Below are 12,541 nucleotides of genomic sequence, written 5' to 3' on the forward strand. Positions count from 1 at the left end.
CCCGGGGCGCGGGGGTGGCCGGCCCGCTGCGGGGGGGGGGCGGGGGGGGGGGGGGCGGGGGGGGGGGGGGGCCGGCCCCGGGGGGCGGGCCCCGCCGCTCCGATCGGGGATCAGCTCACGTCGAGCGCCGTGTCGTCGACGACGAACGACGTCTGGAGGGTGGATCCCTCGGTGCCGGTGAACTTGATCGTCACCGTCTGGCCGGCGTAGCCCGCCAGGCTGAAGCTGCGCTGGGTGTATCCGCTCGCCGCGTTGAGGTTGGAGTAGGTGGCCAGGGTCGACAGCACGGCGCCGCTGCTGCTCAGGACCTGGGCCTTGAGGGTGTCATAGGCCGTCGTGGTGGTCGTCTCGGCCGTGTCCACGTGGAGGTAGAAGCTCAGCGTGGCCGTCGTGCACCCGGAGGGGATGGTGACGGTCTGCGCGAGGGTGTCGGTGTGGGCCGACCCGTAGCCGTTCAGCCAGGCCTTGTAGGAGCCGGTGCGGGCCGCCTCACCGGAGTCGTTGGTGATGACGCCGCTGCTCGCGCTCCAGACGGTGCTGCCCGACTCGAAGCCGTTGTTGCCCAGCAGCTGGGCGGCGGTGCAGGAGCCGGTGCCGCCGCCGGTGCCCCCTCCGCTGCTCGTGCCCGAACCGGCCAGCCAGGCGGTGGCGTTGAGCGCGAGGGGGGCGTTGGTGGCGCCGGAGTCGTTCCAGCCGTCGTACAGCGTGTTGCCGGACTGGCCGGTGCCGTCGTCGATGGGTGAGCTGTCGCCCCAGAAGGCGACACGGCCGCTGCCGAAGGTGCTGGTGAGGAAGAAGGCGCCGGTGTTGCCGGAGTAACCCGTCCGGTAGAGCAGGCCCTTGACGGAGGAGTTGTCGGCGGGCTTGAGCGTGGCGGTGGTGCCGCTGGCGATGAGGCTCTTGGTGACGTTGCCGAAGGAGCCGTGCAGGACCGGGTCGGTGCTGTCGCTGATCGCCGACGGATGGTCGGAACCGATGCTGAGCGAGTCGATGGAGAAGCCGAACGGGTCGGCGGAGTCGACGCTGTTGTTGCTCATCAGGTCGTTGAGGATCTCGACCGCGTCATTGCCGTCGTTGTTTCGGTCGGCGCCGGTGTGGTCGGAGATCATGAACAGGCCGCCGCCGTTCTTCACGAAGTTCATGATCGCCGTCTTTTCGGCGCTGGTGAACATCGTGTTCGGCTCCGGCAGGACCAGTGTGTCGAAGTTCGACAGGTCCGTCGACGACGAGCCGCCGTAGGAGAGGCTGGAGCCCGACGGCAGCGTCTTGAGGCTGTAGCTGCCGGTCTTCTGCAGGGCCACCCCCCAGGAGGACAGCGCGCCGGTCCAGTCCGTCTCGGCGGACGGGGAGGGGTCCTGGCCGAGGGGGTCGGGCTGGCTGGTGGAGATGATCCAGTCGGCGTTGCCGGCCGTCTCGGCGTGGGCGTTGTCGAACAGGACGCGGTGGGTGGTGGCCGCGTGGGCCGGGGTGGCGCTGGTGGTGACCTGCAGGGCTGCCGAAGTGACGAGCAGTCCGAGTCCGGCCAGGGCGGTGGTGAGTCTGTGACGGGACCTTCTGGATCCGAGCATCCGGCGAACCTCCAAGTGGGGTGAAGGGCGGTGCGGGCGCCAAGTCTGCGCGCGTAGAGCGGGGTTGATGGTTCTACACGCGTCGATTGGTTGAAAGGTACATGGCATTACGGGGTGGTGAACAGAAAGTCCCGGCAATGACCGGAGCGGACTGCCTCCGGTTCGAGCGGGCATCAGAACAGCGCGGGGACCACCACCTGGAGGGGTGAAGATGGAGATCACGGGCATCATCAGTGCCATCGTCATCGGGATCGTCATCGGTGTCCTGGGGCGGCTCGTCGTCCCCGGCCGCCAGCACATCGGCATTCTGTGGACGATCCTCATCGGCATCGTGGCCGCGCTGATCGGCGCGGCGATCGCCTCCGCGCTCGGCGTCGCGGACACCAAGGGCGTCGACTGGATCGAGTGGCTCATCCAGATCGCCCTCGCCGCGGTGGGCGTCGCGGCGCTGGACCGTGCGAGGACAGTGCACCGCTGACGCGGCGGCCCCCCTGGGCTGCGCACCCGCACGGACGTGGACGGCGGGGGCCGGCCGAACCGCGAGTGTTCGGCCGGCCCCCGCAGCGCGCTCACCGGGACCGGGGCGCCGGGCCGGGCCCGGGGGGGGGCAGGCTTGGGGCGGGCGGGACGCTCGGGGCGGGCGGGGTGGGCCCGGGCCCGGGCGGCTCAGCAGCCCGGGCGCCGGGCGGCCCGAGCCCTGCAACCCTGACCCTCGGCAGCCACGCACCACGGCAGCCCTCACCCCCGCGGCAGCCCAGCAGCCCGACACCACCGCAGCCCTCAACCCGGGCGGCCCAACAGCCCCGCACCACCGCAGCCCCCACCCCCGGCAGCCCAACAGCCCGACGCCCCCGCACCCTCGGCCCCGCACCCTCGGCGTCCCGGGGCCGAGCGCCGTCGCGCGGACAGCTCCCACTCCGGCCGCCGGTGCCGACCGTCACCGTCGCGCGAGCAACTCCCCGTACCAGGCCAGGGTGTTGTCGAGCGTCTCGGCGAGCGGGGTCGGGGCGGCGCCGAAGGCCCGCTCGAAGGCGGAGGAGTCCATGATCTGAGGCTCTGTGTGCTGGTAGAACATCTCGGCGTACTCGGCCATGAACTGCTCGTCGAACGGCCCGAACGGACGGGCCTGGGCCAGGATCACCACGTTCAGCGGCCGGCCCACCCGCTCCTCGATCATCGCGAGGATCTCGCGGGTGCTGACGGCGGGCGCGGTGGGCAGGTGCCACACACGCCCGTCGCCCTCCGGACGCTCGCCGAGGGTCGCCAGGCCGGCGGCGACGTCACCGACATAGGTGTAGCTGTGCGGCAGTTCGACGTCGCCCAGGCCCAGCACCTCGCCACCGGTCAGCGCGCCCGGGAAGACGGCCGCGCCGAGGGTGGAGTTGAACACGCCGGGGCCGACGAAGTCGGCGGAGCGGGCCAGGACCACCCGGGCCCGGCCTTCGCGGTGGGCGGCGAGGTACTTCTCGTCGAGTTCCGCGCGCATCCGGCCCTTGCGGCTGGTCGCCGTCCACGGGGTGTCCTCGGTCATCACCGCTCCCCCGGTCTCCCCGTACGGGTAGAGGGTGTCGAGCACCACCAGCCGGGCGCCGGACTCCGTCACGGCACCGAGCACGGCCTCCTGGATACGCGGCATCACCTCGACCTGGAGGTGATAGCCGACGTTCACGCAGTGGTACACCACTGCCGCTCCGGCCACGGCGTCGCGGGCGCCCCCGGGGGTGCTGACGTCGGCGGCGTACCGCTCGACCCCTTCGACGGCCGGTCCGTCCGCCCTGCGGTCGACGAGCCGGACGGCATGTCCCCGGCGCACCAGTTCCCGGGCGAGGGCGGTCCCGGCGGGGCCGGCGCCGAGAACGGTGTGCAGGGCGGTTCGGGTCTCAGGGGTGACAGCGGACATGGGGTTCCTCCCGTTCGGTCACGCCGCTTCCGTCGGGGAGGCGGCGCTATCGGCACTCGCAACAGTTAGATACTGTAACTTATACGATGTGCTGTAGCAATAGCGGGTCGTCCGGGCTTTCGTTAAGGTGTGTCGCAACTGGAGAGAGGAGCCGCCCCGTGACCGGGAGTTCAGCGAGCCCGCGGGCCCGATACCGGGAGCAGACGCGCGCGGAGATCAAGGAAATCGCGCTCCGGCAGCTCGCCGAGGGCGGTACGGCGGCCGTGGCCCTGGCGCGGATCGCCAAGGAGGTCGGGCTGTCGGGCCCCGCCCTCTACCGCTACTTCGACAGCCGCGACGCCCTGCTGACCGACCTGATCCGCGACGCGTACGCCGATCTCGGGGCCACCGTCGCGGCGGCGGCGCGGGCGCTCCCGGCGGACACCGCACCACGGCCGCGGCTGCGGGCCCTCGCCGCGGCCGTCCGCGACTGGGCGGTCGCCCAGCCGCATCGCTATCTGCTGATCGAGGGGACCCCCGTGCCGGGCTACACCGCCCCGCCGGACACCCTCGACAGCGCGCGGGCGGTGCTCGGCCCCTTCCTGCCCTGCTTCGCCGGGGCCGGCCCCTCGATCGCCGTGCGGCGGCTGGCCGGGGAGATGACGGCGTGGGCCGCCCGGGACGCGGCGGTCGCCGAATGGGTGCGCGGACACATGCCCGCGGGGGACGCGGGGATCGCGCTGGCGGGGGCGGTACTCGTATGGGCCCAGCTGCACGGAGCGGTGGGCCTGGAGGTCTCCGGGCAGTTCACGGGCATGGGTCATGACGGAGGGACGCTGCTCGCCGCCCAGACGGACATGCTCGCGGACGCCTTCGCACTGGACTGACGTGCGCGGTCGGGCCGCCCGCACCGGCCGGCCGGGGGCGGCCCGCCTCGAACGCCGCCCTACGACGTGCGCAGCTGCGCCTGGACCAGGCCGCCGGTGACGCGGGTGTCGAAGGCCGGCTGCGGGGACGTGGCCGGACCCTTGACGTTCCAGCCGTCGGAGAGCCGGAAGACACTGCCGTGCCAGGGACACTGCAGGCATCCGTCCTGCACCGTGCCCTCGGACAGCGGGCCGGCCATGTGGCTGCACCGCTCGGCCAGCACGTGCACGGTCTCGGGGCCCTCCCGGACCACGACGACGGCGATCCCCTCGATCTCGCGCCGTACGGGCCGGCCCTCGGGCAGGTCGGCGAGGTCGGCGACGTGGTGCCAGCCCGGGGACACCAGGTGGGGGACGTGCTCGGCGTGGTTGGCGCCGGAGGCCTGCCGGTAGGCGAGGTGTCCGCCGAGCGCGCCGCCGATGCCGACCGCGCTCAGCCCGGCCAGGCCCAGCGCCTTGCCGAGTGCTTCACGGCCGCGCAGGCGCGCGGTGAGCGATCCGGCGTACAGCGTGAGCGCCGTGACGTTGGCCGTGGCGTGCACCGCGCCGACGCGCATCTGCTGCCGGTGCAGCTCCGCCCAGTCGACCCAGCCCGCCACCGCGGCCGGGACCGCGGTCAGCAGTCCGGTGGCGATCAGGGTTCGTACGGCACGCCGCTGCCCCGGAACGGCGTCGAGGACGGCCGCCGACAGCCAGCTCCCGATGGGCAGTTGCACCATGACCGGATGGACCGGGTGGCCCAGCCAGCGTCCGTGCAGCCCGTCCCGGGCCCGGCCCAGCGGCAGGGCCCGTACCCTGCGGCGGATGGCGTCGAGCATCTGGTCGGCACCGGTGAACCTCTCGAGCCGGTCGACGCTGCGCAGTACGCGGCCGGGACCGGCCGAGTCGGGCAGGAGGCGGCCGGCCGCCGCCGCGGCGTGGTGGGTGAGGGTGTGGTGTGTCATGGCCCCCGAGTAGCCGCTGGGCGCGTCGCCAACCGGTCGCGGCCGCACATGTTGGTGCCGGCCCGCGGCGCGACATGGGCCGCCGGATCGTCAGCGATTTCGTCAGCTTCTGCCGTCGCGGCTCCCGGCGTGCCGTCGCGTTCCCCGCCGAGGCGCTCCCGCCCGCTCCAGCCGCGTCCCGCTGCACCGTTCGAACGGAGACCGCCCGGGGGCACCGCGCCCCGGCGTCCTACGGCTCGTACCGGTACGGCGTGGTCGTGGTCAGGGCTGCGAAGCCGAGGCGCTGGAGGATGGGGCGGCTCTGGCCGGAGGCGTCGACGTGGAGGTAGCGGTAGCCGCGGTCGGCGGCGAGGCGGGCGCGGTGCGCGACCAGGGCGCGGTAGATGCCGCGTCCCCGCCAGCCCTCGACGGTGCCGCCGCCCCACAGCCCGGCGAAGCCGGTGCCGGGCACCAGTTCCATACGGGCCGCGCTCACCGGCACGTCACCGGCGAGGGCGACGACGGCGACCAGCGTGCCGGGGTCGGCCGCCAGCCGGGCGAGGACGCGGTGCCGCAGCCGGGAGCCGTCCGCACCGAACGCCCGCTCGTGCACGTCGATCAGGAGGTCGACGCCGGCCGCGTCGGTGACGGGCCGCAGGCGCAGGCCCTCGGGCGGCTCGGCGCCGAGCCGGTCCAGTCCCGCGATCTCGCCGGCCATCAGCGTCTCCTCGGGCTCGGGGGTGAAGCCGGCCGCCCGGAGCCGCTGCCCGAGGTCCACCGGCTGGTCGTGCCCGTACAGCTTCCACTCGAAGGCGTGGCCCAGCCTGCCGAAGCGGGCGATCTGTCCGGCGATCGCCGCGTCCGCGTCCGCGCCTGCGGCGTCCAGAGCGGACCACAGCACGCCGTTCCAGTCCCGCGCGGAGCCGACCTGGCGCACCACCGGCCCGGCGCGCTCGACGCGCACCCCGGGGCCGTCGGGCCGAGCGCCTTCGCGCAGGTCCCGGTCGTACAGGGCGAGTACCGCGGCGTGATCCATGCGCTCACTCCAGCAAACCGCACGCGTCCGCGGCAACGGGATTACGACGTGGCCTCCACCTGGCCCGCGGCCCCCGGACACGCGCCCGTCCGGTCACGGTTGCGGAGGTCTCAGCCAAGCTCCAGGGTGGTGACCGCGAAGACCCGCCCGCGCGCGTACGGTCGCACCGGGCCCGTGTACATGCGGGCGGTCTCGAAGGACGGTGCGAGGCCGGCCTCCTCGGCCAGGGCGATGCCGGCCGTGTTCGTCTCGGGTACGTCGACGGCGATCTCGTGCCCCTCGGCCCCGGCGGTCAGCGCGGCGAACAGGGCACGCGCGTCCTGCGGGGTGTCGGCGAACAGCGGGCCGACGCGCAGGCTGTCACGGGCCGGGCGGAGGACGCCGTAGCCGGTGACGTGGTCGCCGGTGCGGCGGACGAGGGCGCGGTGTCCCGGGGTGGTCAGCCAGTGGGCGAGGAACCGCGGGCGCTCGGCCGGATGGCAGACGGCGTCGTAGGCGGTGACGGCGTCCAGGTCGGCGGGCCCGACGGGCCGGACGTCCGCCGGTGCCACGGCCGCGGGGGCCGGGCCGGTGAAGCGGATGGTGCGGTGGGCCGGTTCGAAGCCCGACTGACGGTAGTTGTCCTGCTGGGCCACCACGCCGTCGAGGCCGATGGTGCGGTTCCCGGCGTGCGCGAGGGCGGTCTTCCAGGTGGCCAGGCCGTGGCCGCGGCCGCGCAGGTCGGGGCGGACCAGGTAGCACCCGAGGAAGGCGTAGTCGGGTCCGTGGTTGACGACGGAGATCGCCGAGACGGGCTCGCCGTCGATGCGGCCCAGGAAGAAGCCGCCGGGGTCCTGGGCGAAGAAGGCCGGGCCGTCGGAGAGCCCTGGGTTCCATCCCTCGTCCGCCGCCCATCCGCTGATCACCGGCCAGTCCGCGAGGGTGGCCCGGGTGACGACGAGGTCTTCGGGGGCGGCAGAGGCCATCGGTGCGCTCCATTGTGTGGGGGCCGGTGCGCACAGCATCCTTGCCGATCATGTCCGGGCGCGCCACGGCGGGATCAAGCCGATCACTGGACAACGTCCGTCTTTCGTACGGCGCTTGACGGCCCTAGGGTTGCCGTTCATGACCTCGGCCGACATCGCTCTTCGCCCGGTGGGCGCCGAAGACCTGCCCGTCATGGAACGGTTCCTGCTCGACCCGGAGGCCGCGTCGCCGTTCCAGTGGTACGGCTGGCGGGACCCGGGACGCTGGCGCCGGCAGTGGTCGGAGGGCGGTCTGATCACCGATGACGCGGGGCACCTGATGGTGGCGCGGGGAACGGAGCGGCTGGGATTCGTCGCCTGGCGGAAGGTCACGCCGGCCCCGGGCTCGTACTACTGGAACGTGGGCATCGCGCTGCTGCCGGAGGCACGCGGCAGGGGCGCCGGCACCGAGGCGCAGCGGCAGCTGGTGCGCTATCTCTTCGCGCACACCGCCGTGGTGCGGATCGAGGCGGACACCGAGGCCGGCAATGTCGCCGAGCAACGCGCCCTGGAGAAGGCCGGGTTCACGCGGGAGGGCGTCCTGCGCAGTGTCGCGTTCCGCGACGGGCGGTGGCGGGACGGGGTGCGCTACGGCATCCTGCGCGGCGACCTCGGCTGAGGCACGCCCCGCGTGGGCCCGGTGGAAGAGCGGGGCCGGACACGGGGGGCGCTCGGGGCGCGGCCAAGGCCCCACCGGTCGCTAGAACCCAAGACCCAAGGCGGGCCCGGTGGGGCCTTTGGTGGTGGTTGCGGCCGGCGTCAGCGCGGCGCCCCGGGGCCGAAGCGGCGGTACAGGACGGCTCCGCCGGCCAGCAGCGCGGCGCTCGCGGCGACGGCGGGCAAAGTGCCGTCCGCGCCGGTGTGGGCGAGGGAGGTCCGCGTCCGCGGTGCGGGTGCGGGGTGCTCCACCGGCTTCGGCGCCGGCCGCGGCTTCGACCGCCCGGGCGGCGTGACCGGCCCCGGCGTGGGCTGGCCGGAGGTGTTCGTGGACGTGTTGCCGGTGGCCGGGTTGCCGATGCCCACCACGTTCACGCTGTTGCCGCTGACGTTCACCGGAACGTGCACCGGCAGCTGAACGACGTTGCCGGAGACCACGCCCGGCGAATCCTTTCCGCTCGCCTGAGCCGTCGCTCCGCCGGATGACGGCGCCCGATCCCCCCCCGTCGGACGCGTTGGCGCAGCGGTTCTCGGCCGCGGGGTTGAGGAGCCCCACCACGTTCACCGTGTTGCCGCACACGTTCACCGGAACGTCCACCGGCAGCTGAAGGGTGTTGCCGGAGATCACCCCGGGTGAACCGGCCGCGGCGCCCTCCGCCGAGGCGCCGCCGTCGGCCGCGAACGCGGCGGACACCGGTACCGTCAGCGCCATCGCGCCCGAGGCGGCGGCGACGGCGATCACACCGTTTCGGGTAACCCGTTTCATAGGTTCCCTGCCTTCCAGACATGGTCACGGGCGCTCGCCCGCACCGGGTAAAACGCAGGTGAACGATCCGAGTTATGGCTTATCGGCCTTTCACTCCTTCGAGGGGCCCGGTTATCGAACGACACCCGAAGCGCCGCGCGAGGGCTGCCCCCCCCCTCGCCGACAGGCGCCACCCACGTGGGCCGATTATCGTGATCCAGGGCGTTGTCCCCGGTTCGCGGGGGAGCGTCACTGGAGGCATCGATGCTGGCCAAGCTGTCGACGCGGCCCGTGGCCCGGCGCAGTGCGTGTGCCGGAGCGGTGGCGGTGGCTGTGCTGGGCGCGGGGCTGCCGGCGTCCGCCGCGGGCGGCGAGCGCCCCGGCCTCGGCCGGCCGGGCGGGGAGCAGCCCGGCCTCGGCCGGTTCTACCGCCAGAAGGTGACCTGGGCGGTGTGCGACACGGACGCGCCCAAGGACATGCAGTGCGGGAAGGTCACCGTGCCCCTGGACTATGCCCACCCGGGCGGCGGCACCCTTGAGCTGGCGCTGGCCCGCTACCGGGCCACGGGGCCGTCCCGGGGCTCGGTGGTGCTGAACTTCGGCGGGCCCGGCGGCCCGGGCGTCCCCGGGCTCGCCGCCGACGGCAAGGAGTTCATGGACCTGACCAACGGCTACGACGTGGTCACCTTCGACCCCAGAGGGGTCGGCAGGTCCTCCCCGGTCAGCTGCGGCATGGGCGTCGGCGACCAGTCCGCGCAGGTGACGAGCGACAGCGTGGACCTCGGCGATGCGAAGGCCGCGCAGAAGGCGCTCAAGGTCTGGCAGCAGGTGGCGGCCCGGTGCGTCAAGCACTCCGGCCCCGTGCTGCCCCACATAGGCACCGTCGACGCGGCCCGCGACCTGGACGTGATACGCCAGGCGCTCGGCGACGACAAGCTCAACTACCTGGGCTTCTCCTACGGCACCCGGCTGGGCGCGGTGTACGCCGCCGAGTTCCCCGACAAGGTGGGCCGGCTGGCCCTGGACGGGGTGGACTCGCTGACCGAGTCCCTGACGGAGCAGGGCCTGGTGAGCGCCGAGGGGCAGCAGACTGCACTGGAGGACTTCCTCGACTGGTGCGTGCAGGACATCGCCTGTCCGTTCGGGCAGGACCGGCGGAGCGCCGGGGGGCAGGTCCTGCAACTCGTCCGCTCGCTCGACGAGAACCCGGTGGCGACCGACTTCGGCGGCCGGCTGTCCGGCCAGGACCTGGTGGGCGCGATCGGCCAGGCGCTGTACAGCCGGGCGATGTGGCCCTCCCTGGAGCGGGCGATCGCCTCACTGGTCCAGGACGGCGACACCCGCGGCATCGAGGCCTTCTCCTCGGGCGGCGGCGCCCTGCCCACGCGGCAGCGGCCGCCCGCGAAGCGCAACGAGCAGGGGCTGGTCGACCCCGCGGACGTCCCGCTGGACAACCTGCCGGCCGCCATGATAGCGATCGACTGCGCGGACGACCCCGACCGGCCGGCCGCCGCGCAGATCACCAAGGATCTGGGCCGGCTGCGCGCGGACTACGAGCAGGCCTCACCGGTCTTCGGCCGGTACCGGCTCAACGAACTGCTGATGTGCTACGGCCGTCCCAAGGGCACCGACTTCATCCGCGAGAAGGTCAAGAACGTCGACACGGCCAGGATGCTTCTGATCGGCACCCGCGGTGACCCGGCGACGCCGTACCGCTGGACCGTGGAGACGGCCAGGCGGCTCGGCTCGTCGGCGGTGGTGCTGGACAACCGCGGTGACGGTCACACGGGTTACGGGTCCTCCGCCTGCGTGCACCGCAAGGTGAACGACTTCCTCCTGTACGGCGCCGTGCCGCCCAGCGGCAGCTCCTGCCCGGCGGACCCGGAGCCGTCCGCCGGGAGCGGGAGCGGATGAGGAGCCGGCTCAGCCGAGGACCAGCTCCGGGCGGTACAGGTCCAGCCACACGGCCAGGTCCAGGGTCTTCTCCAGTCCGCGCCGGGCCGCCTGGGTGCTGATGGGGGTGTCCTGCTGTGCGGCCCGGCGGACCCGTTCCCGGTCGACGAGGCCGAAGACCGGGTGGCCGGGCCGGGCGAGCAGGTCCTTGACGTGGTCCTGGAGGGCGAGTGCGTACTTGGGGTCCTGGGTGGAGGGGTACGGGCTCTTGACCCTGTCGTACACGGACCTCGGCAGGAGGTCCGCCGTCGCCTCCCGCAGCAGGCTCTTCTCGCGGCCGTCGAACGACTTCAGGGCCCAGGGCGCGTTGTAGACGTACTCGACCAGCCGGTGATCGCAGAAGGGGACGCGGACCTCCAGACCGACCGCCATGCTCATCCGGTCCTTGCGGTCGAGCAGGGCCCTGACGAAGCGGGTGAGGTGGAGGTGGCTGATCCGCCGCATCCGGAACTCGTGGTCGCTCTCGCCGTCCAAGCGGCGGATCTGCGCGACGGCTGTGCGGTAGCCGTCGGCGATGTACGACGTCAGGTCCAGGGCCCGGGTGAGGTCCGCACGCATGACGTTGCTGTCGTCGCCGAAGTCGCGGGCGAAGCGCACCAGCCAGGGGAAGGTGTCGGCGCGGCGTGCCTCCTCGTCGAAGAACTGCTGGTAGCCGCCGAAGACCTCGTCGGCGGACTCGCCCGACAGGGCGACGGTGGAGTGGTCGCGGATGCTGCGGAACAGCAGGTAGAGCGAGGCGTCCATGTCACCGAAGCCCATCGGCAGGTCCCGGGCCCTGACGACCTTCGCGCGGATCTCCGGGTCGGCGAGGGTGTGCGCGTCGAGCACGATGTCCTGGTGGTCGGTGTCCGCGGCACGCGCCACGTCGTGCACGAACGGCGTGTCGGGGGTGGCGCGCAGGTCGTCGGCGACGAAGTGGTCGGTCTGGCCGGCGAAGTCGACGGCGAAGCTGCGCACCTTCTCGCCCTGCTCGGCGAGCCGGCGGGCGGCGATCGCGGTCATGGCGGAGGAATCCAGACCGCCGGAGAGCAGGGTGCAGCGCGGGACGTCGGCGACGAGCTGGCGGCGCACGATGTCGTCCAGCAGGGTGCGGACGGTGGCGATCGTCGTGTCCCGGTCGTCGGGGTGCGGCCGGGTCTCGAGCCGCCAGTAGGCGCGGGTGCGGGCACCGGTGCGGTCGACGGTGACGACGGTGCCGGGCTCCACCTCGTACATGCCGTCCCACACGGCGTGCCCCGGGGTCATGACGAACGTGAACAGCTCGCGCAGGCCGTCCAGGGTCACCCGGCGGCGGGCCAGCGGATTGGCGAGGATCGCCTTGGGCTCGGAGCCGAAGAGGACGCCGTCGGGCGTCGGGTGGTAGTAGAAGGGCTTGATGCCCATGCGGTCGCGGACCATGACGAGCTTGTCGTGGCGGCCGTCCCAGACGGCGAAGGCGTACATTCCGTTCAGCCGCTCGGCCACGGCGTCGCCCCAGTGCAGGTAGCCGCGCAGGACGACCTCGGTGTCGGAGTCGGTGGTGAAGCGGTGGCCGAGGGCCGTGAGGTCGCGGCGCAGTTCCGTGAAGTTGTAGGTCTCCCCGGAGTAGACGAGGGCGACCGTGCCGTGCGGGGTGGTGACGGTCATCGGCTGGCGGCCGCCGGGCAGGTCGATGATCGCGAGCCGCCGGTGCCCGAGGGCCGCGGGTCCCGCGGCCCATGTGCCGCGGTCGTCGGGTCCGCGGCAGGCCATCGTCTCCGTCATCGCCTCCAGGGTCGCGGCCTCGGTGCGCAGGTCGCGGTCGTAGGAGACCCATCCGGTGATACCGCACATATGTTGCCTCCGGAACAAACCAGTTGTATCGAGCATCT

At 73.2% G+C, this 12,541-nt stretch carries 10 protein-coding genes and 1 pseudogene; 4 read left to right on the forward strand and 7 right to left on the reverse strand.

Annotation, left to right across the window (positions count from 1 at the left end):
- Positions 1–110: 110 nt before the first annotated feature.
- Positions 111–1,568 (reverse strand): hydrolase, encoded by a 1,458-nt coding sequence (locus ACH4UM_RS28970; protein ID WP_398185413.1) that lies wholly within the window; start codon positions 1,566–1,568, stop codon positions 111–113.
- A 211-nt stretch (positions 1,569–1,779) separates the two neighbouring features.
- Here ACH4UM_RS28970 and ACH4UM_RS28975 point away from each other — a divergent pair, with 211 nt between their 5' ends.
- Positions 1,780–2,046 carry a GlsB/YeaQ/YmgE family stress response membrane protein gene (locus ACH4UM_RS28975; protein ID WP_398185416.1) on the forward strand — a complete coding sequence of 89 codons (267 nt, stop codon included), beginning with the start codon at positions 1,780–1,782 and terminating at the stop codon, positions 2,044–2,046.
- A gap of 459 nt (positions 2,047–2,505) precedes the next feature.
- Here the strand turns inward: ACH4UM_RS28975 and ACH4UM_RS28980 are convergent, their stop codons facing one another.
- Positions 2,506–3,468 (reverse strand): NAD-dependent epimerase/dehydratase family protein, encoded by a 963-nt coding sequence (locus tag ACH4UM_RS28980; protein WP_398185418.1) that lies wholly within the window; start codon positions 3,466–3,468, stop codon positions 2,506–2,508.
- Between the two features lie 158 nt (positions 3,469–3,626).
- On the opposite strand from ACH4UM_RS28980, the gene ACH4UM_RS28985 reads away from it, so the two are divergent.
- On the forward strand, positions 3,627–4,334 hold the full coding sequence (locus ACH4UM_RS28985) for a TetR/AcrR family transcriptional regulator (RefSeq protein WP_398185421.1): 708 nt from the start codon (positions 3,627–3,629) through the stop codon (positions 4,332–4,334).
- A 59-nt stretch (positions 4,335–4,393) separates the two neighbouring features.
- Here ACH4UM_RS28985 and ACH4UM_RS28990 read toward each other — a convergent pair whose 3' ends face one another.
- The 3 genes from ACH4UM_RS28990 to ACH4UM_RS29000 all read right to left on the reverse strand — a co-directional run bounded on the left by ACH4UM_RS28990 (position 4,394) and on the right by ACH4UM_RS29000 (position 7,297).
- Positions 4,394–5,317, reverse strand: coding sequence for a Rieske 2Fe-2S domain-containing protein (locus ACH4UM_RS28990; RefSeq protein ID WP_398185424.1), 924 nt, complete (start codon positions 5,315–5,317; stop codon positions 4,394–4,396).
- Positions 5,318–5,546: 229 nt separating this feature from the next.
- Complete coding sequence (locus ACH4UM_RS28995; RefSeq protein WP_398185427.1) at positions 5,547–6,332, reverse strand: GNAT family N-acetyltransferase; 786 nt, start codon at positions 6,330–6,332, stop codon at positions 5,547–5,549.
- A 110-nt stretch (positions 6,333–6,442) separates the two neighbouring features.
- Entirely contained in the window at positions 6,443–7,297 is an 855-nt protein-coding gene (locus tag ACH4UM_RS29000) for a GNAT family N-acetyltransferase (protein ID WP_398185430.1), read from the reverse strand.
- A 139-nt stretch (positions 7,298–7,436) separates the two neighbouring features.
- Between ACH4UM_RS29000 and ACH4UM_RS29005 the strand changes: the two genes are divergently transcribed.
- A complete protein-coding gene (locus tag ACH4UM_RS29005; RefSeq protein WP_398185433.1) occupies positions 7,437–7,955 on the forward strand; it encodes a GNAT family N-acetyltransferase in 519 nt (172 codons plus the stop codon).
- Between the two features lie 140 nt (positions 7,956–8,095).
- Here the strand turns inward: ACH4UM_RS29005 and ACH4UM_RS29010 are convergent.
- Positions 8,096–8,759: pseudogene (locus ACH4UM_RS29010) on the reverse strand (chaplin).
- Between the two features lie 243 nt (positions 8,760–9,002).
- Here ACH4UM_RS29010 and ACH4UM_RS29015 point away from each other — a divergent pair.
- Positions 9,003–10,652, forward strand: coding sequence for an alpha/beta hydrolase (locus ACH4UM_RS29015; RefSeq protein ID WP_398185436.1), 1,650 nt, complete (start codon positions 9,003–9,005; stop codon positions 10,650–10,652).
- A 9-nt stretch (positions 10,653–10,661) separates the two neighbouring features.
- Here ACH4UM_RS29015 and asnB read toward each other — a convergent pair whose 3' ends face one another.
- Entirely contained in the window at positions 10,662–12,503 is a 1,842-nt protein-coding gene (gene asnB / locus ACH4UM_RS29020; protein WP_398185439.1) for an asparagine synthase (glutamine-hydrolyzing), read from the reverse strand.
- Positions 12,504–12,541 lie beyond the last annotated feature (38 nt).

It is taken from the genome of Streptomyces sp. NPDC020801 (genome assembly GCF_044334385.1).
Taxonomy (GTDB): Bacteria; Actinomycetota; Actinomycetes; order Streptomycetales; family Streptomycetaceae; genus Streptomyces.